The organism is Bradyrhizobium arachidis, from assembly GCF_015291705.1.
In the GTDB taxonomy this organism is placed as follows: Bacteria; Pseudomonadota; Alphaproteobacteria; order Rhizobiales; family Xanthobacteraceae; genus Bradyrhizobium; species Bradyrhizobium arachidis.
On sequence record NZ_CP030050.1, the window covers coordinates 4,164,298 to 4,187,942 of the forward strand.

Genomic DNA, 23,645 nt, shown 5'->3' on the forward strand with positions numbered 1-23,645 from the left:
GAGCAACGACTATGCGCACGATCAACGTCGCCGCAGCCCAGATGGGCCCGATCCAGCGCGCGGAGGGACGCGATGTCGTGGTCAGGCGCATGCTCGCGCTGATGGACGAAGCCAAGGCGAAAGGTGCCGACCTGATCGTCTATCCCGAGCTCGCGCTGACCACCTTCTTCCCGCGCTGGTACATGGAGAACCGCGCCGATGCCGATGGCTGGTTCGAGCGCGAGATGCCCAATGACGCCGTGCGGCCGCTGTTCGAGCGCGCGGCCCGCCACGAGATGGCGATGAGCTTTGGCTATGCCGAACTGACGCCGGATGGCCATCATTTCAACACCGCGATCCTCACCGACCGCAGCGGCAATATCGCTGGTAAGTACCGCAAGATCCATTTGCCCGGCCATGCCGAGTTCGATCCGGAACGTACGCACCAGCATCTGGAGAAACGCTATTTCGAGCCGGGCGATCTCGGCTTTCCGGTATGGCGCAATCTCGGCGGCATCATGGGCATGGCCGTCTGCAACGACCGCCGCTGGCCGGAAACCTACCGCGTGATGGGGCTGCAGGGCGTCGAGATGGTGCTGATCGGATACAATACGCCATCGGTCAACGCGCAGAAGGGCGACGAAGGGCCGGAGAAGCGGCTGTTCCACAACCGCCTCTCGGCGCAGGCCGGTGCCTACCAGAATTCCTGCTGGGTCGTCGCGGTCGCCAAGGCCGGTGACGAGGACGGCCATCCCCTGATCGGCGGTAGCCTCATCGTCAATCCCGACGGCGAGATCGTCGCCGAAGCCAAGACCGAGGATGACGAGCTGCTGGTGCATCCTTGCGATCTCGACGCCACCGCGTTCGGCAAGCAGACCATCTTCAATTTCGCCGCCCACCGTCGCACCGAGCATTATGGCCTGATCACCAGCCGTACCGGCGCAATCCCGCCGCCGTGAAGGACGTGGTGTGATGACGAGCCTTTCCTTTCGCGACCTTGCGCCTCGGGACCGCTACAAGCTGCTGTGCGGCGTGGTGGTGCCGCGGCCGATCGCCTTCGTCACGACCATGGACGAGAACGGCGCGCTGAACGCGGCGCCGTTCAGCTTCTTCAACGTGTTCTCCGAGGACCCGCCGTTGATCGTGCTCGGCCTTCAGCATCATCCTGACGGCCGGTTCAAGGACACCACGCGCAACATCCACCGCACCGGTGAATTCGTCGTGCATATGGTGGACGAGGCGCTGGCGAAAGTGATGAACGACTGCGCGGTGGACTTCCCCTCCGGCGAGAGCGAGGTTGCGGCGGTGGGTCTGACGGCTGAGGCCAGCGCCGAGGTCAAGGTGCCGCGGCTGGCCGCAGCGCCCTTCGCGCTGGAATGCCGGCGTCAGGTCTCGCTCGCATTTGGTCCAGGCCGCGAGTTGCTGGTTGGCGAAGTGCTTCATCTGCATGCGCGCGAAGGGCTGCTTGATCCGGCGCGCATGTATGTCGACATGGCGACCTATCAGCCGATCGGACGGCTGTTCGGCAATCTCTATTCGACCCAGCGCGACATGTTCGCGATGGATCGCGAGAGCTATGACGATTGGCAGGCGAGGCGGGCGCGTGAAGCACGCTAGCCTGCCAACCACCGCGTCACGACGCGCCGAATTGCACGGCGCCCAGCGCCATGGTCACGGCGGCCTGGGTCGGATCGATCACGGGAATGCCGAGCGCGTCCTCCAGCGGCTTGCGATGACGCGCCATGCCCGCGCAGCCCATCACGACGGCGCCGGCACCATCTTCTTCTTTCAGGGCGCGGCCGACTGTGATCATCTTGGCGAGCGTGCCTTCGCCCGATGCGGTTTCCGCCACGCTCATGTCGAGCGGCCGCTCGCCGGCCAGCCGATCCATCAGGCCCATCTGGCGCAGATAGCGCATGTGCCGGCGGATCGAGCGCTGCGCGATCGCGATCACGCCAAAGGTCTCGGCGCGGGTCAGCGCGGTCAGCACGCCGCATTCGGCAATGCCCAGCACCGGCCGCGTGGTGGCTTCGCGGCAGACATGCAGGCCGGGATCGCTGTAGCAGGCGATCACGAAGGCCGCCGACTCGTTGTCGCCGGCGACGGTGCGCCGCAGCGGCATCACCACGCTTTCGGCGTCGGCCTGGCTTTCGATGCCGTAGGGTCCCTCAGTCAGGGTCTCGCACACGATCTCCGGACCGTCGGCAAAGGACAGCCGCTTCAACGCCTCGGCAAGGCCGGCGGTGACCACGTGGTTGGAGTTCGGGTTGATGACCATGATGCGCGGTCGGGGCATGGGAGGTTCCTGTTTGGGCAGTGTTGACGGTGCGAAACAGAGGCAATCACTATGCCATGGACAGCATGAAGCGGTCATGCGCAGGGCGCAAGGGCGCGCCGCAAAGGTGCGCGCCGGACGACAACAATTAAAGGAGACATCGTCATGACCGAACCCGCCTATGACCTGATCATCCGTGGCGGGCGCGTCGCCACGACCACCGACGTGTTCGAGGCCGACGTGGCGATCGCAGGTGAGGTCATCGTTGCGATGGGGCGCGTGCTCGGTCCGGCCAAGCGCGAGATCGATGCGCGTGGCAAGCTCGTGCTGCCCGGTGGCGTCGACAGCCATTGTCACATCGAACAGCTGTCCGCTGCCGGCATCATGAATGCCGACACCTTCGAGAGTGCCACGACGTCGGCGGCCTTCGGCGGCACGACCTCGGTCATCTCCTTTGCCGCGCAGCATGTCGGCATGCAATTGGGGCAGGTTCTGGAGGATTATCACGCACTCGCGCGAAATGGCGCGGTGATCGACTACGCCTTCCACATGATCATCGCCGATCCGACCAAGGAAGCGCTTGAGCGCGACCTTCCGGCGCTGATCCGCCAGGGCCATGGCTCGATCAAGATCTTCATGACCTATGACCGGCTGAAGATCGATGACGAGCCGCTGCTTGATATCCTCATCGCCGCGCGCGAGGGCGGCGCGATGCTGTGCGCCCATGCGGAAAATCACGGCATCATCTCCTGGATGGTGAAGCGCCTGCTCGCGCGCGGCTACACTCATCCGAAATATCACGCGATCAGCCATGCGCGCTTTTCGGAAGCAGAGGCGTTCAACCGCCTGATCGGCATGGCGGCCCTGGTCGACCAGCCGATCATGATCTTCCACGTCTCGACCGCCGAAGGCGCGCGGACGATCCGCGATGCCCGCGGGGAGGGGTTGAAAGTGTTTGCCGAAACCTGCCCGCAATACCTGTTCCTCACCGCCGACGATCTCGACAAGCCGGGCGCGGAAGGCGCCAAATGGATGTGTAGCCCGCCACCACGCCGCAAGGACGACCAGGAGGCGCTGTGGAAGGCGTTATCGCTCGGCGATCTGCAAACCATCTCCTCCGACCATGCGCCGTATCGCTTCGACGAGACCGGCAAGCTTCGCGCCGGGCCGAACCCGAACTTCAAGCAGGTGGCCAACGGCCTGCCGGGCCTCGAGATGCGGCTGCCGCTGCTGTTCGATGCGATGGTCTCCAAGGGACGGCTCGGCCTCGAGAAGTTCGTCGAGCTGACCGCGACCGCGCCGGCCAAGATCTACAATCTGCATCCGCGCAAGGGCTCGATCGCCGTCGGCGCTGACGCCGATATCGCGATCTGGGATCCCGATCGCCGCGTGACCGTCACCGACGCGATGATGCATGATCTGGCCGGCTACACGCCGTTCGCCGGCCGTTCGCTGCAGGGCTGGCCGGTGACAGTGCTCTCCCGCGGCCGCGTCATCGTCGAAAGCGGCAAGCTGAACGCCTCGCCGGGCTCCGGCCGCTTCCTGGCGCGCAGCGGCGGCGAGGCGGCGAAACCGACCGGTCGATTGGTCTCGGACATGAACCCGGAGCAGAATTTTGGCGCCAAGCTATTGTGAGCGGACCGCGAGATGAGCGTCGTGATCTTCGGCGGCGCAGGCTTTGTCGGGCTCAATATCGCGGAGCTGCTGCTTGCCCGCGGCCATGCGGTCACGCTGTTCGATCAGGCCGAGTTGCCGCTGGAGCCGCGCTGCGCCTTTGCGCCTTACGGTGAACGCTTGCGGGTGCTGCGAGGGGACGTGACCGAGCGCAGCGCGGTTGAGGCAGCAGTCGGGCCGGGATGCGATGCCGTGGTGCTTGGCGCCGCGATCACGGCAGGCGCAGCGCGCGATGCCGCCGAGCCGGAGCGCATCCTGGCCGTCAATCTGCTGGCGCAGGTGCCGATCCTGACCGCTGCGCGCAAGGCAAAGGTGCGGCGTGTGATCAACCTCTCGTCCGCTGCAAGCTATGGCGCGAGCGGCCTGCATTATCCGCTGCTCGAAGAGACGACGCCCTGTGATCCGCAATCGCTGTATGCGATCACGAAATTCGCCTCTGAGCGTGTGGTGGCGCGGCTCTCCGACCTCTGGCAGGCCGATGTGATCAGCGTCCGGCTCTCGGGCGTGTTCGGCCCGTACGAGCGGGCAGGCGGTGTCCGCGACACGCCATCGCCGCAGGCGCTGATTGTGGATTGCGCGCGGCGGGGCGCGCCGGCGTTGCTCAGCGAGCCCGGTGCACGGGACTGGGTCTATGCCGCCGACGTCGCCGCCGCCGTCGGCGTGCTGCTCGATGCCGCCCGGCCCCGTCACATGCTTTACAATATCTCGAGCGGTGTGACGTTCACCGCCGAGGCCTGGGGCAAGGCTTTTGCCGACCCGGACAGCGGTTTCGTTTGCCGCGTGGCTGTCTCCGGCGAGACACCAACCGTGACGGTGCACGGCCCGACCCGGGCGCCGCTGTCGGTACAGCGCATGGCCGACGAATTCGGATGGCGTGCCAAATTTGGCTGCGAGGAGTCAGCGGAGCATATGCGGCGCTGGTTGCATGATCATGATCGAGGGGGCGCCTGAGATGAAGCTGGCGGGCAGGGTGGCCATCATCACGGGCGGCGGCTCCGGGATCGGCCGGGCCAGCGCCGTTCTGTTCGCCCGCGAAGGCGCCTTCGTTGCGCTGGTCGATCGCGATGCTGACAGCGCAGCCGAAACGCTGGCGATGCTTCGCGAACAGGGTGGCAGCGGCAGCGTCCATGTTGGCGATGTCGGCGACGCCGATTTTGCAAGCGCCACCGTCGAAAGTGTCGCAACAAGCGGCGGCAGGCTGGACGTGCTGATGACGTCTGCCGGCTTCTCCTGCGGCGGTACCGTGATCACGACCGCGCTGGCGGATTGGGAGGCGGTATTCCGTGCCAATGTCGGCGGCACCTGGTTGTGGGCGCGCGCGGCGGTGCCGATCATGCAGCGGCAAGGCAAGGGCGCCATCATCACGCTGGCGTCGCAGCTGGCGATCGCTGGCGGCAAGGGCAACAGCGCCTATATTGCTGCCAAGGGCGCCATCGTCAGCCTGACCCGCACCATGGCCATCGATTTCGCGACCGATGGCATCCGTGTCAACGCGTTGGCGCCCGGCGCGATCGACACGCCGCTGCTGCGCCGCAGTTTTGCGCGCCATGCCGATCCCGAGCCGGTGCGCGAGGCCTCGCGGCAGCGTCATGCCATGAAGCGATTCGGCCGCGCCGACGAGGTGGCGGCGGCCGCGCTCTATCTCGCCAGTGACGATTCCTCCTTCGTCACCGGCACGGTGCTTCCAGTCGATGGCGGGTGGCTTGCGGCATGAGTGATGGCCTTGCAGCACTTGCAGTTCAGGTCCGCGCCGATCTTGCCAAGACGGCGCATCCAGGCATGCCCTGGCTGACGCCGATGACGGCTCCCGATGGCAGCCGCGCTCTGGACGTGCTCATTGTTGGGGCTGGTCAATCCGGACTTGCGACGGCTTTCGGCCTGCAGCGCTCGCAGGTCACCAACATCCGCGTGCTCGACAAGGCGGATGAGGATTGCGAAGGCCCATGGCTGACCTATGCGCGGATGCCGACCCTGCGCAGTCCGAAGGACTACACCGGCCCTGATCTCGACCTGCCGAGCCTGACCTATCAGGCCTGGCACGAGGCCAAATTCGGAACGGAGAGCTGGCGCGATCTTGGTCTGATCCCGCGCGAATATTGGGCGGCCTATCTGTCGTGGTATCGCAAGGTGCTCGGTCTACCGGTGCACAATGGCTGCGAGGTGACCGATATTGCACCTGAGGCTAACGGCCTATTGCAGGCAACAGTGAGCACTGCTCATGGCGAGGAGGTGCTTTACGCCCGCAAGATCGTGCTCGCGACGGGACAGGAAGGCATGGGCGATTGGAGCATTCCCGAACCATTGCGGCATCTGCCGGCGTCGCGATGCGTTACCTGCGCGGCGCCGATCGATTTTACCGCGCTACGCGGCAAGCGCGTCGCGGTGATTGGCGCGGGCGCCTCGGCCTTCGATAACGCAGCGATGGCACTCGAGGCTGGTGCGGGCGCCGTGCATTTGCTGTGCCGGCGCGCTGCGATCCAGCTGGTGCAGCCCTATCGATGGCTGACCTTCCGCGGCTTCCTCAGGCATTTTTCCGAGCTCGACGATTCCTGGCGCTGGCGCTTCATGCGCGCGGTGCTCGAGCTGCGCGAGGGATTTCCGCAAGCCACCTATGATCGCTGCGCCCGGCACGCGACGTTCCATCTGCGCGAGGGCGCACCTGTCGATGGAGCGCGGGAGACTGTTGACGGCGTGCTGCTGCGCACGCCACGTGGCGAGATCGCGGTCGATTTCGTCATCTGCGCCACCGGCGTCATGATGGACTTTGCCGGTCGCCCCGAGCTGAAGCGATGCGCCGATAACATCGCGCGCTGGGCCGACTGCTACACGCCGCCGGCGCAGGAACAGAGCCCGCGCCTTGGCGCCTTTCCTTATTTGTCGGACGACTATGCCTTCTGCGAGCGCGCGGTTGGACGAACACCGTGGATCTCCGGCATTCACCTGTTCGCCATCGCCTCGACCATGAGCTTTGGTCCGTCCGGCTCCTCGATCAATGCGATGACGACGGCAGTGCCGAAGCTGGTCCACGGCCTCACGCGCGACCTGTTCCGCGCCGATATCGACAAGCACTGGGCGGCATTCCAGGCCTATGATGTCCCTCAAGCTGTAATCCGGCGCGCGCCCGCGGCGGCGGAGGGGAGCGCGTGATGCCGGCGAGCGCATATGCATTCCACTGCGACGAAGAAGCATGCCAAACTGCCTGTTTCTGGCACATGATTTGCTGCCATTTCGGGCGTGCGCGGCCTAACAAAGGACAGAGGCGATGTACTCCGTGATTTCCAGGCATCTGATTTCGGCGTCCGCCGTTCTTCTTTCGGCGACATTGATTGCGCCCGCGGCCCGTGCGCAGAGCCGCGCTGAGACCTTGCGCTACGTGACGGCGGCAACGGTCAACACGCTCGATCCCAACATTCCCGGCTCGACCCGCGAAGCCTTCGCGCTCAGCATGAGCAGCTATGACCGGCTGGTGTCGTTCGGCCGCAAACAGCTCAACGGCAAATGGGTGTTCGATCTCGATACCATCAATGGCGAGCTCGCGGAGTCCTTCAGCGTCAGCTCCGATGGCCTGAAGATCACCTTCAAGCTTCGTCCCGACGCCAAGTTCCACGACGGCTCGCCGGTTACTGCAGAAGACGTGAAGTGGTCGCTCGACCGCTGCGTCACCGCGCCGGTACTCGGCAAGGCGCAATTGCTGACGGGATCGTTGACCAGTGCCGACCAGTTCAAGGTGATCGATCCGCTGACCCTTGAAGTGACATTGCCGCGGCCCGACAAGCTGGCGCTGCCGAACCTTGCGACCGTCTATCCCATCATCATCAATTCCAAGCTCGCCAAATCGCATGCGACTCCTGAGGATCCTTGGGCGCTGAGCTGGCTGAAGGAGAACGAGGCGGGCAGCGGCGCCTATATCGTCGAAACCTTCAAGCCGGGCGAGCAGGCGATCGCCAAGCGCAACGAGGCCTGGAATCGCGGCTCGCCGGACAAGCCGGCGTCCTTCAAGCGGCTGATCATCCAGTCGGTACCGGAGCCGGCGACGCGCGCCAATCTGGTCGAGCGCGGCGACGCGGACCTCGTGATCGACCTGCAGGCCAGCGACGTCCAGGCGCTGGAGGCCAAAGGCAAGCTGAAGGTGATTTCGACGCCGCAATACAATGCGGTGACCTTCATCTCGATGAACAACAAGATCCCGCCGTTCGACAACGTCAACGTCCGCCGGGCGGTCGCCGCGGCGCTACCCTATGATGACATGTTCAAGGCGGCGCTGTTCGGCCGCGGCACGCCGCTGTTCGGTGCCAGCTGGGCCGACGGTACGCCGCCGAGCGGCGGCTATCCGATCCCGCAACCGGTCAAGCTCGATCTGGAGAAGGCGCGGGCCTATCTGAAGGAGGCCGGCGTGCCCGAAGGTTTCGCCACGACCTTCAGCTTCAACGTCGGTCAGGCCGCGACTGCCGAACCGATGGCCGCCCTGGTCAAGGAATCGCTGGAGAAGATCGGCATCAAGGTCGACATCCAGAAGCTGCCGGATGCGCAGATGTCGACCTCGATCAATGAGAAGAAGCTGCCATTCTTCACCGAAGGCATTGTCGCCTGGCTGCCGTCGACCGATTATTTCTACCGCAACTTCTATACCGGCAATCAGCGCTGGAACTATTCCTCCACGGACAATGCCGAGCTGGAGAAGATCGCGCAGGCAGCGCGCTTCGAGGCGGACAAGGCGAAGTACGAGGCGGAGGGCAAGGAGCTCAACGCCATCCATTTCGAGCAGATGTTCCAGGTCCCGCTCTGGCAGCCGGCGCAGGACGCAGTGATGGTCGCCAATCTTGACGGCTATGTCTATCAATTCACCCGCCAGGTGGATTATCGTAACCTGAGCCGCAAATAGCAGCGGAGCAGGGAGCACGGCGAAGAGCATGGGCACGATCGGTGCAACTTTGATCCGGGCTGGGCGGCGGTTTCTCTCGTCACTGCCGGCGCTGTTCGGCGTGCTGGTCTTCACTTTCCTCCTGATGCGGGTGTTGCCAGGCGATCCCGCCGTGTTCTTTGCCTCCGGTCCCAGTGCCGGCAAGGAGGAGATCGAGGTCGTCCGCAAGCAACTCGGGCTGGACCGGTCGCTGCCGGAGCAGCTCGGCATCTATCTCTACGATGTCGGCCGCGGCAATCTCGGCCGTTCCATGATGACGGGGCAGCCGGTCGCCAAGGACCTGCAGCAGCGCCTGCCGGCCTCGCTCGAGCTGACGCTGACCGCGCTCGTGATCGCGCTGATCGCGGCGGTGCCGCTCGGCGTGCTGGCCGCGCTGCGGCCGAACTCGCTGATCGATCACGGCGTACGGCTGTTCTGCTCGCTCGGCGTCTGCGTGCCGACCTTCGTCTCCGGACTGCTGCTGATCTACGTGTTCTACTATCTGCTGGGTCTTGCCCCCGATCCGACCGGACGGATCGACGTCTTCGCCTCGGTGCCGCCGGCACGCACCGGCTTCCTGATGGTGGATTTCCTGCTCGCGGGTGACGTCGAGGGTTGGTGGGCCGCGGCGCGTCAGTTGATGCTGCCTGCCTTCACGATGGCGCTGTTCGTGATCGCGCCGCTCGCCCGCATCACCCGTGCCTCGATGCTAGTGTCGCTCGGCAGCGATTTCGTGCGTACCGCGCGCTCGATCGGCCTGTCGCGCTGGCAGATCGTGGTGACCTATGCGCTGCGGAATGCAATCCTGCCCGTGATCACCATCGCCGGCATTGTGTTCTCGACCATGCTCGGTGCCAATGTGCTGGTCGAGAAAGTGTTCTCCTGGCCGGGCGTTGCGTCCTACGCGCTCGATGCGCTGCTGGTCTCCGACTATGCGCCGGTGCAGGGCTTCGTGCTGCTGATGGCCAGCATCTTCGTCGCGGTCAATCTCCTGGTCGATGTGCTCTACGGCATCGCCGATCCCAGGGCGACGGTCGCATGAGCCTTACAGCAACATCGTCGGGGCTGCGTCACACCGTGTGGGTGCTGCGCGGTAACCTCGTTACCGCGATTGCCGCCGCGGCGGCGATATTGCTGGCGCTGGTCGCGATCTTCGGCCCCATGCTGGTGCCTTATGATCCCGTCGCTTCGGACGTGCCGCGTGCGCTGCAGCCGCCGAGCGCACTCCACTGGGCCGGCACCGACCAGCTCGGCCGCGATGTCTTCAGCCGATTGATCGTCGCCACGCGGCTCGATCTCGCCATCGCCGTGACGGCCGTCAGCGTGTCCTTCGTGATCGGCGCGGTGATCGGCTCGCTCTGCGGCTATGTCGGCGGCAAGCTCGATCGCGCGGTCGGCCGGTTCGTCGACGTGCTGATGGCCTTTCCGCTGTTCGTGCTCGCCATGGCCATGGTCGCGGCGCTCGGCAACCGGGTCGAGAATATCGTCATCGCGACCGCGATCATCAATCTGCCGTTCTACATCCGCTTCGCGCGCGCGGAGGTCAACATCCGCCGCAATCTCGGTTGGGTGGAGGCGGCGCGCGCCTGCGGCGATGGGCATGTCTCCGTCGTGCTGCGCTTCCTGCTACCCAACGTGCTGCCGGCGATGGCGGTGCAGATGTCGCTCAATCTCGGCTGGGCGATCCTGAATGCCGCGGGCCTCTCCTTCATCGGCCTGGGCGTCAAGCCGCCGACCCCGGAATGGGGCATCATGGTCGCCGAGGGCGCGCGCTTCATCTCGACGGGCAGGTGGTGGCTGGTGTCGTTTCCGGGGCTGGCCCTGATGCTGGCCGTGCTCTGCTTCAACCTGCTCGGCGACGGGTTGCGCGATATCCTCGATCCGCGCATGCGCACATGATGTCGCCACTGCTCGAAATCGACAATCTCGGCGTGACGTTCTCGACCCGGCGCGGGCTCGTCGAGGCGCTGCGGGGCGTCTCGCTGTCGCTCCAGCCGGGTGAAATGCTGGGCCTCGTCGGTGAGAGCGGGTCCGGCAAATCAGTCACCGGCTTCGCGGTCACGGGCCTGCTCGACAAAGCGGGTCGCATCACGGCCGGTCGTGTCAAGTTCAGAGGCCAGGACATTACGCGCGCGTCGGGGGCGGAGCTGCGCAACCTGCACGGCGCCAACATGGCGATGATCTTCCAGAATCCGCGCGCCGCGCTCAATCCGATCCGCACCGTCGGTGCCCAGATCGCCGATGCCGTCCTTTCGCATCGGCGGCTCTCGAAGCAGGAGGCGCGGGCCGAGGCGCTGAAGTTGCTGCGCGCGGTGCAGATCCGCGATCCCGACCGGCGGCTGGATGCCTATCCGCACGAGCTCTCCGGCGGCATGTGCCAGCGCGTGATGATCGCGATCGCGATCTCCTGTAATCCATCACTTCTGATTGCCGACGAGCCGACCACCGGCCTCGATGTGACGACACAAAAGGTGGTCATGGACCTCCTGGCGCGCATCGTCGCCGAACGGGGCATGACGACAATCCTCATCACCCACGATCTTGGTCTTGCGGCACATTATTGTCGGCGCGTGGTGGTGATGGAGCAGGGGCGGCTCGTTGAAGAAGGCGCGCCGCAGACATTGTTTCGGGCGCCGCAGCACGCCTATACCAAGCGACTGGTGGCATCGTCGCCGACCGCGACATCGCGTGTCGGCGACCTCGTGCCGGCCGACGAAGCTCTGCCGGTTGTCGAGGTGAAGGAGCGGCCGACGCCCGCGCCGGGCACGCCGCCGCTGCTCGACGTCCAGCACGTCGTCAAGCGTTTTGACGATGGCGCCGCTGCGGTGGCGGATTTCTCGATGACCATGGCGGCGGGCGAGAGCGTCGGCCTGGTCGGGGAGTCCGGCTCCGGCAAGAGCACCACCGCCCGCATGATCTGCCGGCTGATCGATCCGAGCGCAGGCGACATCCTGTTCGACGGCTATTCGATCGCAAAGCTGCCGGCGCGTGATTTTCATCGCTCGCCGCTACGCAGGGAAATCCAGATCGTCTTTCAGGATCCGCACGAGAGCCTCAATCCGCGCTTTACCGCGTTCGACTGCATTGCTCATCCGCTGCTGAGGCTCACCGGCCTGCGCCCCGGCGACGCGCTGCGTTCCCGGGTCGAGGAGTGCGCCGACCGCGTCGGCCTGCCGCGTGAATTGTTGTCACGCTTCCCGCATCAATTGTCGGGTGGCCAGAAGGCGCGCATCGGCATCGCCCGCGCCATTGCATGTCGGCCGCGTTTGCTGGTGCTTGACGAGCCCACTGCGGCGCTCGATGTCTCGGTGCAGGCCGTAGTGCTGCAGCTGCTCGACCGGCTTCGGCGCGAGGACAATCTCGCTTTCCTGTTCGTCAGCCACGACCTCAACGTGGTACGCATGATGTGCAGCCGGACCATCGTGCTGCGCGCCGGTGGCATCGTCGAGCAGGGCGAGAGCCTCGCTCTGTTTGCCAATCCGCAGACGGATTACACGCGCGAGCTGGTCGAAGCTATCCCACACATTGGTTCGCCTGTTTCGCTTCTGCCCGCCTGATTTCCACTTCCAATTCATGGCTATATGGCCCTACATGCGTCTCGGTATGATCACCCCGTCCTCCAATTCGGTACTGGAGCCCGTCACCAGTGCCATGCTGCATGGTGTGGCGGACGTCACCGCGCATTTCTCGCGCTTTCGCGTCACCGAGATCGCGCTCGATGCCGCGGCACTGAGCCAGTTCGACGCCTCGGCGATGCTGCCGGCGGCGGATCTGCTGGCCGACGCCAAGGTCGATGCCATCGCCTGGAACGGCACGTCGGCGAGCTGGCTCGGCATCGACCGCGACCGGAGCCTTTGCGAGGCGATCACCGCGCGCACCGGCAAGCCCGCGACGACGTCGACGCTGGCCTGCATCGATGCCGCCCGCGCGCTCGGCAGCAAGCGCGTCGGCCTCGTATCGCCCTACACGGACGATGTGCAGCGGCGGATCGCCGACGTCTGGGCGACGGAAGGCATCGCGCCGCATGCTGAGCGGCATCTCGGTCTGCGTGACAATTTTTCCTTCGGTCAGGTCACGCCCGCGGCGATAGCGGACATGATCCGCGCCGTCGCGGCGGAGGGGGCCGATGCCGCAATCGTCCTCTGCACCAATCTCGATGGCGCGGCGCTTGCGGCCTCGCTCGAGCGGGAATTGAACGTTGCCGTGCTCGATTCGGTGGCGGTCACGCTGTGGCGAACGCTGGAGCTGGCCGGCGGCGACATCGCAGCCCTCGCGCAGTGGGGACGCATTTTCCAGACATCGGCGATCATCAAATGACGGAGAGCCCTGTGACGCAGCTCGATCTCGCCATTCGCGGCGGTACCATCGTGACGGCCAGCGACGAGTTTCGCGCCGATATCGGAATTCGCGGCGGCCGCATCGTCAGCATCGCCGACCGCATCGAGGGCGCGGCCCGTGAGATCGACGCGACGGGTCTGCTGGCGCTGCCGGGCGGCATCGACAGCCACGTCCACATCTCCCAGCCCTCGGGCCCCGACGTGGTGATGGCCGACGATTTTGCCTCGGCGACGCGCGCGGCAGCGGCCGGCGGCAACACCATGGTGCTGCCCTTCGCGCTGCAGGAGAAAGGCACCTCGCTGCGCACTTGTGTCGAGGACTATCGCAAGCTCGCCGAGGGTGAGTGCTACATCGACACCGCCTTCCACCTCATCATCTCCGATCCGACCGCAGTGGTGCTCGGGCAGGAGCTGCCGGCCCTCGTCAAGGACGGCTACACCTCGTTCAAGGTGTTCATGACCTATGACGACCTCGTGCTCAGCGACAAGCAGCTGCTCGAGGTGTTCGAGGTCGCGCGCCGCGAGGAGGCACTGGTCATGGTTCATTGCGAAGGCTACGACGCCATTCGCTTCCTCACCAGCAAGCTCGAACGCGAGGGCCACATCGCGCCCTACTATCACGGCACTTCGCGGCCCCAAGCGGTCGAGCGCGAGGCGACACATCGCGCCATCAGCCATGCTGAGGTGATCGGCGTTCCCATCATGATCGTGCACGTCTCTGGGCGCGAGGCGATGGAGCAGGTGCGCTGGGCCCAGCAGCGCGGCTTGCCTGTGCATGCCGAGACCTGCCCGCAATACATCACGCTCACGGCCGACGACATGAAGGGCCTGAACATGGACATCACGGGCGCGAAATATGTCTGCTCGCCGCCGCCGCGTGATGTCGAGAGCCAGCAGGCGATCTGGGAGGGCATCACGTCAGGCGTGTTCCAGACCTTCTCGTCCGATCACTGCCCATTCCGCTACGATGATCCCAAGGGTAAGCTGACGCCGAACGCCCGCACCTCGTTCCGCTGGGTGCCGAACGGCATTCCCGGCGTCGAGACGCGGCTGCCGATCCTGTTCTCAGAAGGCGTCTCGAAGGGACGCATCACCCTGCAAAGGTTCGTCGAGCTAACGGCGACCAACCACGCGAGGATCTACGGTCTCTATCCGCGCAAGGGCTCGATCGGCGTCGGCTTCGATGCCGATATCGTGCTGTGGGATCCCAAGCTGAAGAAGAAGATTCAGCAGGCCGATCTTCACCACGGCGCGGACTATACGCCCTGGGAAGGCTTTGATGTCACCGGTTGGCCCGTCACCACCATTGCCCGCGGCCGGGTCGTGTACGACCAGGGCGAGATCGTCGGCGACAAAGGCGCGGGTGAGGTGCTGAGCCGCGGCAAGTCGAGCCTGATCTGACCAGGCGCAGCTCGCGCGGCGCCTGGTCCAGCGAAGAACGCAGTCAGGGCATGCGGGATTTTGCCAGGACGCAGTGGACGCCCTTGTTGCCGTCGACCATCTGCGTAATCCTGAGGTCGGCGGCGATCGAGCACAGCGTATAGGCGTCCTGCGCGCTGAGGCCGCTCCTCTCGCGGATCAGCGCGATCATGTCGCGCAGCGCCGCCTTGGCCGCATCGTCGAGGTCTTCATCGAATCCCATCGTGATCCAGTCGACCGCGGTTTCCGCGCGTGGGGAGGCGAGGCGAAGATCGCGCCGGACGTGGAATTCGAAGGTGCCGGTGAGCGCAGCCTCGATCGCCGTAAGGCAGACCTCGCCATCGCCCTGCAGCGCATGGCCGTCGCCGGCGGAGAACAGCGCGCCCGGCACGAAGACGGGAAAATAAAGCGTGCTGCCAGCGCCGAGCTCCTTGTTGTCCATATTGCCGCCGAACGCCCGCGGCTCCTTCGAGGACAGCCGGCCCCAGCCCGGCGGCGGCGCGACGCCGAAATTGCCGAAGAAGGGGGACAGCGGCAGCTCCTGTCCCCAGGGCAGGCGTGCCACGTTACGCGCGCGGTCAAGCGGAATGTGGATGCGACGGAATTCGGGAAAATCCTCGGGCAGCGTGCCGAGCATCGGCACCTGGAGGTTCCAGCCCCAATTGCAGCGTAGTTCGATACTCAGCAGGCGCACTTCCAGCACGTCGCCGGGCTCGGCGCCCTCGATGTGGATCGGCCCGGTGAGCAGGTGCGGCCCCGGACCGCGAAACGTGCTTGCCAGCACCTCCGCATGCCCGGGAACGATGTCAAAGCCGAGCGACGGATCAGGCAGATCGTCCGGCTCGCCCGAAAGCGTTTCGATGGTCACCCGGTCTCCGGATGCGATCCGGAGCACCGGCTTCAATCGTCCGTCCCAGAGTCCCCACTGGACGTTTCCGGGAATGGATCGCAGAACGTGGTCCATCACTCTACCGTCACTGCCGCTGCTATCTGCCTGCGCCACTCGCTACGATGGAGGAGGGTGAGGTCGAGAGCTTGCCGAGCCCGAGATAGACGAGGCCCGCAACCCCGATGCCGAACAGCCAGCTCAAGTCGGCACCGCCGAGCAGGTTGGTCGAGATCGGCCCCTGCAGCGCGCCGACGAGGCCGTCCTCGACCAGCCATCCGGCAACGAGGCCCGCAAGGAAGGCGATCATGCCGGCCCAGTTGATGTCGCCATAGGCGCTGGTCTCCGGCGAGCGATAGAGCTCGGCGATGTCGATCTTGCCCTTCCGCTTGATGAAGAAGTCGGCCAGCACCACCCCGGCCCATGGGCTCATCCACAAGAGCAGGCTGATCATCCAGTTGTCGAACGCTTTCGCGAAAGACGGCGCGAAGATGAAGTACAGCGTGACCAGATAGCCGGCGACGCCGACGATGACGGTGAGCCAGAAGCGCGAGAATTTCAGCCCCGCGCTCAGCGCTGCCAATGTCGCCGAATAGACGTTGAGGATGTTGGTGGCGATCGGGCCGTGCAACACCATCAGGAGGACCAGGATGCTGACGGGCCCCCCAAATACCGCGCTCACCATCTTGGCGGGATCGGTATCCAGCGTCGTCGAGGCGATCGTCGCGCCGAGAATGCCGAGCCAGACCGTGGGTACGAACATGCCGACATAGCTGTACCAGAAGACGGATTTCGACGGCACGCTTCTCGGCACGAAGCGCGAATAGTCGGAGGCCCAGGTCACCCAGGAAATGCCCCAGCCGACCCCGATCGCGGTCGTCAGCAGCGTCAGCATCGCCAGATGTGCGCCCGGAGCCAGCGAGCTCGTCAGGCTCCAGTTGACGACACCCGGGCGCGTCCATGCCAAGACGCTCATCAGCACCATAATGGCGATGGTCGGCGGCACCGTGTACTTCTCGAAGGTGCGTATCGCGTAGAAGCCGTAGATTCCGATCAGCACCTGCACGGCCATCACCAGCGTGATGACGACGATCTCGATCGGCCATGTGTCGGGCACGCCGAACTGCCCGAGGATGCCCATCGAGACCTTGACCGGGAAGTAGGTGTTGACCCCGATCCAGCCCAGCGTCATCAGGAACATCAGGATGCTCGGCAGGTAGGCGCCGCGGACCCCGAACGCGGAGCGGCTCAGCACCATCTGGTTGACGCCGGTCTTGTGTCCCATCACCGTGAAGGTCGCGAAGATCGCGCAGCCGACGATATTGCCGAGCACGATGACTGCGATCGTCTCCATCAGGCCTAGCTTGAGGATGATGCCGAGCGCGCCGAGCGCCCAGTTCACTGGCGCGATGTTGGCGCCGGCCCAGATCCACATCTGCTGCGGCCCGGTTGAGTCCCGGTCCGCATCCGGAATTGGCTCGATGCTGTGAAGATCAGCGCGAAGTTCGGAATCCGTCATGACATCCCCCAATACGAAGCACGCTTCGCATCATCGCAGCATAAATCGTGCCATCGGTTGTGGCCGGCCGGAGCAGGGCCCGCATCCATGCCTGATGCAGTCTCGCTTGCGTCGGATTGCTGTTGGATTCTCAAGGTCGCTTCGACCTCGGGTGTGAACTGGCTGCCGCAACGACGAGGTGGCGATCCCGCGCGCGAGCCAGTGGGCGAGAGGCAAGGGACGTTGCATGGCTGAGCAGCGGTACGATGATAAATTGAGCAGCCCAATCCAAAAGCGCGGCAGCTGCGTCTAGTCGAATAGGGCAGTGGCACTGTCGCGACTGGGGTGGCCAGCCACGATGCGCTGCATCATTTCGATGAACTGCGCCTGCTCCCGCTCGCTGAGATCTCCCAGCGTTGCGCGATGCGCCCGTCGCGCCGCGCCCTCGATCTTGACCAGCAAGGCGGCGCCTGCCGGCGTCAACCGGCACAGGCGCGCCCGGCGATCGTCCTTGTTGACCGCGCGCTCGACCAGGTTTCGTGCCGCCAGACGCTTCAATGCGCCGGTCGTGGTGGTGCGATCGAGGGCGATATCGGCCGCCAAAGTGGTCTGATCGGCGGTTTCGCGCACCGCCAATGCCGAGAGGAGACTGTATTGCAGCGGCGTGACCTCGAACGCGCCGCAGGCTTCCTGAAACAGTGCGACGTGAATCTGGTGCAGCCGGCGGATCAGATATCCGGGTCGTTGCGACAAGGGCCAGGGGCGGTGCCTACTCCCGCCGCGACGTGTCTTCGCCTGCCGCAATGCACACTCTCCCAATCCAAACCCTGCCGCGCTTAGCTCGATTCGAGTGCGCCTGCCACCGCCGGATCATGGCACGAAGCTTGCTTTTGTCAAAATGCGAAGCATGCTTCGTAATTCGGGCGATGCCGTCGCTCGTTCAGGGAGAGGAGAGCGCCCATGTCCGTTACTGCCAGCTTCGACCTTCTGCTGCGAGGCGGTCGCGTGATCTGTCCCGCCTCCGGCGTTGATGGCATCAAGGACGTCGCCATCCGCAACGGCAGGATTGCAGCCGTCGCGTCGGACATTCTGCCGACCAGCGCCAAGGAGGTCGTCGACGTCAGCGGCAAGCTGGTGCTGCCCGGGCTGATCGATACCCATGCGCATGTCTATCAATATGTCTCCGGCCGCTTCGGCATGAATCCGGACATGGTCGGCGTGCAGTCGGGCGTGACGACGCTGGTCGACCAGGGCGGCCCGTCCTGCATGACGCTGCCCGGCTTTCGTCACTTCATCGCGGAGCCTTCGGCGTCGCGCGTCTACGCCTTCCTGTCCGCCTACCTCGTCGGCGGCCTCGAAGGGCACTTCTATCCGCAACTCTACAGTCCCGATGGCGTCGACATCGACGCCACGGTCAAGGCGGCGACGGCCAATCTCGACATTGTACGCGGCATCAAGGCGCATGCCGAGATCGGTGGTTTCGCGCGCTGGGGCATTCGCGTCATCGAGATGGCGGCGGAGATCGGCAAGCGCGCCGATCTTCCGGTCTACGTGCATTTCGGCCAGCTCTGGGGCCTGCCCGAGAGCGGCGCCAATGGCGAGGATGCTGACACGATTCTTACGCGCGTGATCCCGCTCTTGCGTGAAGGCGATGTTCTCGCTCATCCGTTCACGCGTCATCCCGGCGGCTTCGTCAACCGCGAGGGGGAGGTGCATCCGGTGATCCAGGCCGCGCTCGACCGCGGCCTGAAGGTCGATGTCGGTCACGGTAGCCACTTCTCTTACCGGCTCGCCAAGAAGGCAATTGCCGCAGGGATCATTCCGAGCACGCTCGGCGCCGATATTCACGGCTACAACACGCATGTGCCCGCGCCGGCCGGAACGCCCGACCAGCACGAGGACGAGGAGAACCATCCGTTTGCAGGACAGGCCAAGTTCAGCCTGGTGCAGGCGATGAGCTCGATGATGGCGCTCGGTCTGTCGCTGGAGCAGGTGGTGCCGATGGTCACCTCCAATCCCGCAAAGATGCTCGGCCGCAGCGAGGAGATCGGCGCGCTCAAGGTCGGCATGGGTGCCGACGTCTCCGTGCTCACGGAGAAGAACGGCCGGTTCGTCCTGAAGGACAACGAGAAGAACGAGGTCATCGCCGAGCGCCTGCTGCAGCCGGCCTTCTGCCTGCGCGCCGGCACGCGCTTCGACGCGGTCGCACCGATCCTGCCGCAGGCCGTCGCGGCATAAGTCCGCGCGGTGAGGGAGAACGCCGGCGTGCGCAACGAACGAGAGTTTCCTTCTGGCAAGTCCGGGCAGGGCGTTGGCGCACGGCTGCCGCGGAAGGAGGATGACCGCCTGATGCGCGGCCGCGGCCAATACGTCGCCGACATCAGGCTCGCAGGCCTTCAGGACGTCGCCTTCGTGCGCAGCCCGATGGCGCATGCACGCATCTGCGGCATCCACGTGCCCGAGCGTTATCGCGGCAGCGTGTTCACGGCGGCCGATCTCGTCGGGATCAAGCCGATCCGGGCGGTATCGGGGCTGCCGGGCTTCAAGATATCCGAACAACCGGTGCTCGCCACCGGCAAGGTGCGCCAGGTCGGCGAGCTCGTTGCGATGTGCCTGGCGCCGACGCGCGCCGAGGCCGAGGACATCGCGGCCTCCGTGACGCTCGATCTGGAGGAGCTGCCCGCAGTCTACGACATGCTGAAGGCGCGCGAGCCCGGCTCGGCGCTGGTGCATGAGCATTGGGGCGACAACGTCTTCCTCGAGACCAATTACGAGGTCGATATCTCCGCCGCGCTGGATGCGCCGATCAAGGTGACGCGCGAGATCTCGACGGCACGGCAATGCATGTCGCCGCTGGAGGGCCGCGGCGTGGTTGCGACCTTCGACCGGCGGCTCGATCAGCTCACGCTGCATTCCGCGGCACAGATGCCACACATCACCCGCAGCGGCCTTGCCGAATGCCTCGGCATGGAGGAGGGCCAGATCCGCGTCATCTCGCCCGATGTCGGTGGCGGCTTTGGCCACAAGGGCATTCTGCTGCCGGAAGAGGTCTGCCTATCCTGGCTGACCATGCGTAACGGCCATCCCGTGCGCTGGTTGGAAGATCGCCGCGAGCATCTCGTCGCCAGCTCCAATTGCCGCGAGCATCATTACAAGATCACGGTCTATGCGGACCGTGACGGCACGCTGCGCGGCATCGATTGCGAGGCGACCGTGGATTCCGGGGCCTACTCGTCTTATCCGTTCTCGGCCTGTCTCGAGGCCGCGCAGGTCGCGAGCATTTTGCCCGGCCCTTACAAGATGCCGGCCTATCGCTGCCGCACCTTCTCGGTTGCTACCAACAAATGCCCGATCCTGCCGTATCGCGGCGTTGCGCGCACCGGTGTCTGCTTCGCGCTGGAGCTGATGCTTGATCTCGTCGCGGCCGAAGCCGGGCTTGAGCCCGGCGAGGTGCGGCTGCGCAACCTGGTGCTGCCGGAGCAGATGCCGTTCGACAACATCACCAGGAAGCACTTTGACAGCGGCGATTACCCGGAAGCGATGCGGCGCGCGCTCGCCGCCATCGACGTCAACTCCGTTCGTACCAAACAGAGGCTGGGCGAGGTTGACGGTCGCCGCATCGGCGTCGGCGTCTCCATCTATTGCGAGCAGGCGGCGCACGGCACCTCGGTCTATTCCGGCTGGGGCATCCCCATGGTGCCGGGTCACGAGCAGGCCTCGGCGCGCTTGACGCCGGACGGCGGCCTCGAATTGCGCGTCGGCGTGCATTCGCACGGGCAGGGCATGGAAACGACGCTTGCCCAGGTCGCGCACGAGATCCTCGGCGTCGACGTCGCAAAGATCCGCATCATCCTCGGCGACACCGCGATGACGCCCTATTCGACGGGAACCTGGGGCTCGCGCTCGATGGTGATGGCCGGCGGCGCGGTGGCGACGGCTTGCCGCGAGCTCGGCGAACGCGCAAGGCGCATCGGCGCCAAGCTGTTGCAGCACGATCCGGCCGCCGTGGTGTTGCAGAATGGCGAAGTGCGCGGCGTCAATGGCCATGTCAGCCTGAGGGCGATCGCCCACACCTGGTATCGTCGCCCGCAGGATCTCCCGGCCGATGTCGATCCCGGCGGGCTCGAGGTGACGCAAGGCTACAAGCCTGTCCGCGACAGCGGGACCTTCAGCTATGCCGCGCATGCGGCCGTGGTCGCGGTCGATCCTGATCTCGGCGAAGTCGAAATTCTGGATTACGTGATCGTCGAGGACGGCGGCGTGCTGGTCAATCCGCTCGTCGTTGACGGCCAGATATATGGCGGTCTGGCGCAGGGCATCGGCACTGCGCTCTACGAGGAGATGCCGTTCGATGCCTCCGGCCAGCCGCTGGCGACGACGCTCGCCGACTATTTGCTGCCGGGCCCGACCGAGGTTCCGGCCGCGCGCCTCGATCACATGGAAACGCCGTCGCCCTATACGCAGTTCGGCGTGAAGGGCATCGGCGAGGGCGGTGCGATTGCGCCGCCGGCGGCCATCGCCAACGCCGTCAACGACGCGCTGCGTCCGCTCGGCGTCGAGCTGATGCAGTCGCCAATCACGCCGCATCGCGTCGTCGAAGCCGTGCTGGCTGCACGCGCCGCCGAAAGGAGCGCGGCATGAAACCGGCGCCCTTCAGTTATGAGCGTCCACGCGATCTCGACGCCGCGCTGTCGATGCTGGCCGCAAGCGGCGGTTCGGCAAAGATCATCGCCGGCGGGCAGTCGCTCGGACCGATGCTCAATCTGCGGCTGGTGCAGCCGGAGCTGATCGTGGACATCTCCGGCCTGGCCGAGCTCAAGCGGGCCGAGGTTTCTCGTGGCGAACTCGTGCTCGGCGCCTTGGTCACCCATGCCGACATCGAGGATGGGCGCACGGCCGACGTGACCCGCGGCGCCATGCGCGGCGTCGCCGCCAACATCGCATACCGCGCGGTGCGCAACCGCGGCACGATCGGTGGCTCCCTCAGTCATGCCGATCCCGCCGCTGACTGGATCTCGTCGCTCGCCGCCCTGGGTGCGCGCGTGACGCTGCGCAGCCTTGGCGGCGCTCGCACCATGGCGATCGAGGCCTTCGTCGTCGGCGCGCTGGAATCGGCGCTGCATGCGGGCGAAATCGTCGAGGCGATTCACGTCCCGTCACGCGCGGCCTCGGCCCATTGGGGCTATGCCAAGAGCTGCCGCAAGACCGGCGAGTTTGCCCACGCCATCGGCGCTGTCCTGATCGATCCAGTTGCTGCCTCGGCGCGTGTCGTGATCGGTGCGATTGACACGACGCCGATCGTTGTCACCGATGCCGCCGAGCTGTTCGGCGGGCGGATCGCGGCCGACTACAAGCAGCGCTTCGACGCTCGCGTCGCGGATGGCCTTCTGACCAAAGCCGGCATCAACGACGTCGCGCAGCGTCACATCCATGTCAGCGTGTTGAAGCGCGCCGTCCTGGAGGCCACCGCATGACCACGATCGCGCTTCAGGTCAATCGCCGTGCGGTCGAAGTTTCGGCCGAGCCGCGGACCAGCTTGGCCGATTTCGTCCGCGATGAGCTGGACTTGACCGGCACCCATCTCGGTTGCGAGCACGGCGTCTGCGGCGCCTGCACCGTGCTGCTCGACGGCGTGCCGGCGCGCTCCTGTATCACCTATGCGGTGGCCTGTGCGGGCGCCGACATCACCACCATCGAAGGGCTCGATGAGGACGAGGTCACGACCGAGTTGCGCGCAGCCTTCACCCGCGAGCATGCCCTTCAGTGCGGCTATTGCACCCCGGGGATGCTGGTCTCGGCGCGCGATCTGGTGTTGCGTCTGCCCGATGCCGATGAGCGGCGCATCCGTGTCGGCCTCAGCGGCAATCTCTGCCGCTGTACCGGCTATGTCGGGATTGTGCGGGCCGTCCAGTCCGTCATCGAGGCGAGGCGTGCGCGCAACATCGCGCCGCTTGCCGACGGCGGCCGGATCAGTCTAGGCCCCGCCGGATCGGGGCGAGCCACGTTCAGCGGCGACGAGCCGAGGCCTGCGCGGCAGGTCTCAGCGCCGGCATCAGACGGCGCTGCACTGGTCCGAATTTCCGATTTCATTCCGGCGACCGTTCTCGATCAGCGCTTCACGCTGCCGCATGCACCGACAAGGGTGTTCGCGATGTTCGATGACATCGCCGGTATTGCATCCTGCCTGCCCGGCGTATCGCTCACGGCGCCGCCAACGCCGGAGCGCGTGGAGGGCATGATCAGCGTCAGGCTCGGGCCGATCGCGGCGTCCTTCGAGGGCGCCGCGCGCGTCGAACGCGATCCCGCAGCGCTATCGGGACGCATCGTCGGCGTTGGCGCCGACCAGCGGAGCCATTCGGCGACGCAAGGAGAGATCCGATATCGCCTGCTTCCGCTCGAAGGCGGCGCGGCGACCGCCGTCGAAGTCTCGATCGGGTACACGCTCACGGGAATGCTGGCGCAGGTCGGCCGGCCCGGCCTGGTGCGGGGTCTTGCCAAGCGCCTCGTTGCGGAGTTCGCGGGCAATCTCGACCGCCACATGTCCGGCGCGCCGTCCGGGCAGGTGGCCGCGGCAGAGCTCAGTGGCTGGTCGATTGCCTCGGACGTTTTGCGCGCCCGGCTGGCGCGCATGTTTGGCCGCGTCTTCACTGGAAAAGGTGGCGCGGGATGATCGGCGT

General features: G+C 65.6%; 20 protein-coding genes. 16 read left to right on the plus strand and 4 right to left on the minus strand.

Translation table 11 applies throughout. The features are described 5' to 3' along the window. Positions 1-11 precede the first annotated feature (11 nt). The gene (locus WN72_RS19125; protein ID WP_092218551.1) at positions 12-938 is read left to right on the plus strand and encodes an N-carbamoyl-D-amino-acid hydrolase; all 927 of its coding nucleotides are present in this window, start codon (positions 12-14) and stop codon (positions 936-938) included. Between the two features lie 13 nt (positions 939-951). After that, positions 952-1,596, plus strand: a complete 645-nt coding sequence (locus WN72_RS19130) for a flavin reductase family protein (RefSeq protein WP_092218549.1) — start codon at positions 952-954, stop codon at positions 1,594-1,596. A gap of 16 nt (positions 1,597-1,612) precedes the next feature. On the opposite strand, the gene WN72_RS19135 is transcribed toward WN72_RS19130, so the two are convergent. Beyond that, positions 1,613-2,275: an aspartate/glutamate racemase family protein gene (locus WN72_RS19135; RefSeq protein ID WP_027557175.1), complete on the minus strand. Its 663-nt coding sequence runs from the start codon at positions 2,273-2,275 to the stop codon at positions 1,613-1,615. A gap of 144 nt (positions 2,276-2,419) precedes the next feature. Between WN72_RS19135 and hydA (WN72_RS19140) the strand changes: the two genes are divergently transcribed. The 10 genes from hydA (WN72_RS19140) (at position 2,420) to hydA (WN72_RS19185) (ending at position 14,566) form a co-directional block, all read left to right on the plus strand. Next, positions 2,420-3,889, plus strand: a complete 1,470-nt coding sequence (gene hydA, locus WN72_RS19140; RefSeq protein ID WP_092218547.1) for a dihydropyrimidinase — start codon at positions 2,420-2,422, stop codon at positions 3,887-3,889. A gap of 12 nt (positions 3,890-3,901) precedes the next feature. Then, complete coding sequence (locus WN72_RS19145) at positions 3,902-4,879, plus strand: NAD-dependent epimerase/dehydratase family protein (protein WP_092218545.1); 978 nt, start codon at positions 3,902-3,904, stop codon at positions 4,877-4,879. Between the two features lies 1 nt (position 4,880). Next, complete coding sequence (locus WN72_RS19150) at positions 4,881-5,642, plus strand: SDR family oxidoreductase (RefSeq protein ID WP_027557178.1); 762 nt, start codon at positions 4,881-4,883, stop codon at positions 5,640-5,642. Further along, the gene (locus tag WN72_RS19155) at positions 5,639-7,075 is read left to right on the plus strand and encodes an NAD(P)-binding domain-containing protein (RefSeq protein WP_092218544.1); all 1,437 of its coding nucleotides are present in this window, start codon (positions 5,639-5,641) and stop codon (positions 7,073-7,075) included. Before WN72_RS19150 ends, WN72_RS19155 begins: the two co-directional genes overlap by 4 nt. 115 nt (positions 7,076-7,190) lie before the next feature. Then, positions 7,191-8,810 carry an ABC transporter substrate-binding protein gene (locus WN72_RS19160; protein ID WP_092218543.1) on the plus strand — a complete coding sequence of 540 codons (1,620 nt, stop codon included), beginning with the start codon at positions 7,191-7,193 and terminating at the stop codon, positions 8,808-8,810. Positions 8,811-8,838: 28 nt separating this feature from the next. Further along, positions 8,839-9,870, plus strand: coding sequence for an ABC transporter permease (locus WN72_RS19165; protein WP_092218542.1), 1,032 nt, complete (start codon positions 8,839-8,841; stop codon positions 9,868-9,870). Further along, complete coding sequence (locus WN72_RS19170) at positions 9,867-10,727, plus strand: ABC transporter permease (RefSeq protein WP_027557182.1); 861 nt, start codon at positions 9,867-9,869, stop codon at positions 10,725-10,727. Before WN72_RS19165 ends, WN72_RS19170 begins: the two co-directional genes overlap by 4 nt. Next, complete coding sequence (nikE, locus tag WN72_RS19175; protein WP_092218541.1) at positions 10,724-12,385, plus strand: nickel ABC transporter ATP-binding protein NikE; 1,662 nt, start codon at positions 10,724-10,726, stop codon at positions 12,383-12,385. Before WN72_RS19170 ends, nikE begins: the two co-directional genes overlap by 4 nt. A gap of 34 nt (positions 12,386-12,419) precedes the next feature. Then, complete coding sequence (locus WN72_RS19180; RefSeq protein WP_092218540.1) at positions 12,420-13,145, plus strand: maleate cis-trans isomerase family protein; 726 nt, start codon at positions 12,420-12,422, stop codon at positions 13,143-13,145. Beyond that, positions 13,142-14,566, plus strand: a complete 1,425-nt coding sequence (gene hydA, locus WN72_RS19185) for a dihydropyrimidinase (protein WP_092218539.1) — start codon at positions 13,142-13,144, stop codon at positions 14,564-14,566. Before WN72_RS19180 ends, hydA (WN72_RS19185) begins: the two co-directional genes overlap by 4 nt. A 43-nt stretch (positions 14,567-14,609) precedes the next feature. Here hydA (WN72_RS19185) and WN72_RS19190 read toward each other — a convergent pair whose 3' ends face one another. The 3 genes from WN72_RS19190 to WN72_RS19200 all read right to left on the minus strand — a co-directional run bounded on the left by WN72_RS19190 (position 14,610) and on the right by WN72_RS19200 (position 17,772). Then, positions 14,610-15,551 carry an acetamidase/formamidase family protein gene (locus WN72_RS19190; protein WP_430640396.1) on the minus strand — a complete coding sequence of 314 codons (942 nt, stop codon included), beginning with the start codon at positions 15,549-15,551 and terminating at the stop codon, positions 14,610-14,612. Between the two features lie 19 nt (positions 15,552-15,570). After that, positions 15,571-16,989 carry a cytosine permease gene (locus WN72_RS19195; protein WP_167381069.1) on the minus strand — a complete coding sequence of 473 codons (1,419 nt, stop codon included), beginning with the start codon at positions 16,987-16,989 and terminating at the stop codon, positions 15,571-15,573. Between the two features lie 288 nt (positions 16,990-17,277). After that, complete coding sequence (locus WN72_RS19200) at positions 17,278-17,772, minus strand: MarR family winged helix-turn-helix transcriptional regulator (RefSeq protein ID WP_063708485.1); 495 nt, start codon at positions 17,770-17,772, stop codon at positions 17,278-17,280. Between the two features lie 156 nt (positions 17,773-17,928). Between WN72_RS19200 and WN72_RS19205 the strand changes: the two genes are divergently transcribed. The 4 genes from WN72_RS19205 to WN72_RS19220 are packed head-to-tail and all read left to right on the plus strand — an operon-like array spanning position 17,929 to position 23,638. Then, the gene (locus WN72_RS19205; RefSeq protein ID WP_092218537.1) at positions 17,929-19,206 is read left to right on the plus strand and encodes an amidohydrolase/deacetylase family metallohydrolase; all 1,278 of its coding nucleotides are present in this window, start codon (positions 17,929-17,931) and stop codon (positions 19,204-19,206) included. A 9-nt stretch (positions 19,207-19,215) separates the two neighbouring features. Then, positions 19,216-21,609, plus strand: a complete 2,394-nt coding sequence (locus WN72_RS19210; protein WP_092218536.1) for a xanthine dehydrogenase family protein molybdopterin-binding subunit — start codon at positions 19,216-19,218, stop codon at positions 21,607-21,609. After that, positions 21,606-22,442, plus strand: a complete 837-nt coding sequence (locus WN72_RS19215) for an FAD binding domain-containing protein (RefSeq protein ID WP_092218535.1) — start codon at positions 21,606-21,608, stop codon at positions 22,440-22,442. Before WN72_RS19210 ends, WN72_RS19215 begins: the two co-directional genes overlap by 4 nt. Beyond that, positions 22,439-23,638, plus strand: a complete 1,200-nt coding sequence (locus WN72_RS19220; protein ID WP_092218534.1) for a xanthine dehydrogenase family Fe-S subunit — start codon at positions 22,439-22,441, stop codon at positions 23,636-23,638. The genes WN72_RS19215 and WN72_RS19220 overlap by 4 nt, the downstream gene beginning before the upstream one ends. Positions 23,639-23,645 lie beyond the last annotated feature (7 nt).

Bases quoted from the DNA above. Each gene is read 5' to 3' on its own strand.
- WN72_RS19125 (WP_092218551.1), top strand. From the start codon at position 12: ATGCGCACGATCAACGTCGCCGCAGCCCAGATGGGCCCGATCCAGCGC.
- WN72_RS19130 (WP_092218549.1), top strand. From the start codon at position 952: ATGACGAGCCTTTCCTTTCGCGACCTTGCGCCTCGGGACCGCTACAAG.
- WN72_RS19135 (WP_027557175.1), bottom strand. From the start codon at position 2,275: ATGCCCCGACCGCGCATCATGGTCATCAACCCGAACTCCAACCACGTG.
- hydA (WP_092218547.1), top strand. From the start codon at position 2,420: ATGACCGAACCCGCCTATGACCTGATCATCCGTGGCGGGCGCGTCGCC.
- WN72_RS19145 (WP_092218545.1), top strand. From the start codon at position 3,902: ATGAGCGTCGTGATCTTCGGCGGCGCAGGCTTTGTCGGGCTCAATATC.
- WN72_RS19150 (WP_027557178.1), top strand. From the start codon at position 4,881: ATGAAGCTGGCGGGCAGGGTGGCCATCATCACGGGCGGCGGCTCCGGG.
- WN72_RS19155 (WP_092218544.1), top strand. From the start codon at position 5,639: ATGAGTGATGGCCTTGCAGCACTTGCAGTTCAGGTCCGCGCCGATCTT.
- WN72_RS19160 (WP_092218543.1), top strand. From the start codon at position 7,191: ATGTACTCCGTGATTTCCAGGCATCTGATTTCGGCGTCCGCCGTTCTT.
- WN72_RS19165 (WP_092218542.1), top strand. From the start codon at position 8,839: ATGGGCACGATCGGTGCAACTTTGATCCGGGCTGGGCGGCGGTTTCTC.
- WN72_RS19170 (WP_027557182.1), top strand. From the start codon at position 9,867: ATGAGCCTTACAGCAACATCGTCGGGGCTGCGTCACACCGTGTGGGTG.
- nikE (WP_092218541.1), top strand. From the start codon at position 10,724: ATGATGTCGCCACTGCTCGAAATCGACAATCTCGGCGTGACGTTCTCG.
- WN72_RS19180 (WP_092218540.1), top strand. From the start codon at position 12,420: ATGCGTCTCGGTATGATCACCCCGTCCTCCAATTCGGTACTGGAGCCC.
- hydA (WP_092218539.1), top strand. From the start codon at position 13,142: ATGACGGAGAGCCCTGTGACGCAGCTCGATCTCGCCATTCGCGGCGGT.
- WN72_RS19195 (WP_167381069.1), bottom strand. From the start codon at position 16,989: ATGACGGATTCCGAACTTCGCGCTGATCTTCACAGCATCGAGCCAATT.
- WN72_RS19205 (WP_092218537.1), top strand. From the start codon at position 17,929: ATGTCCGTTACTGCCAGCTTCGACCTTCTGCTGCGAGGCGGTCGCGTG.
- WN72_RS19215 (WP_092218535.1), top strand. From the start codon at position 21,606: ATGAAACCGGCGCCCTTCAGTTATGAGCGTCCACGCGATCTCGACGCC.
- WN72_RS19220 (WP_092218534.1), top strand. From the start codon at position 22,439: ATGACCACGATCGCGCTTCAGGTCAATCGCCGTGCGGTCGAAGTTTCG.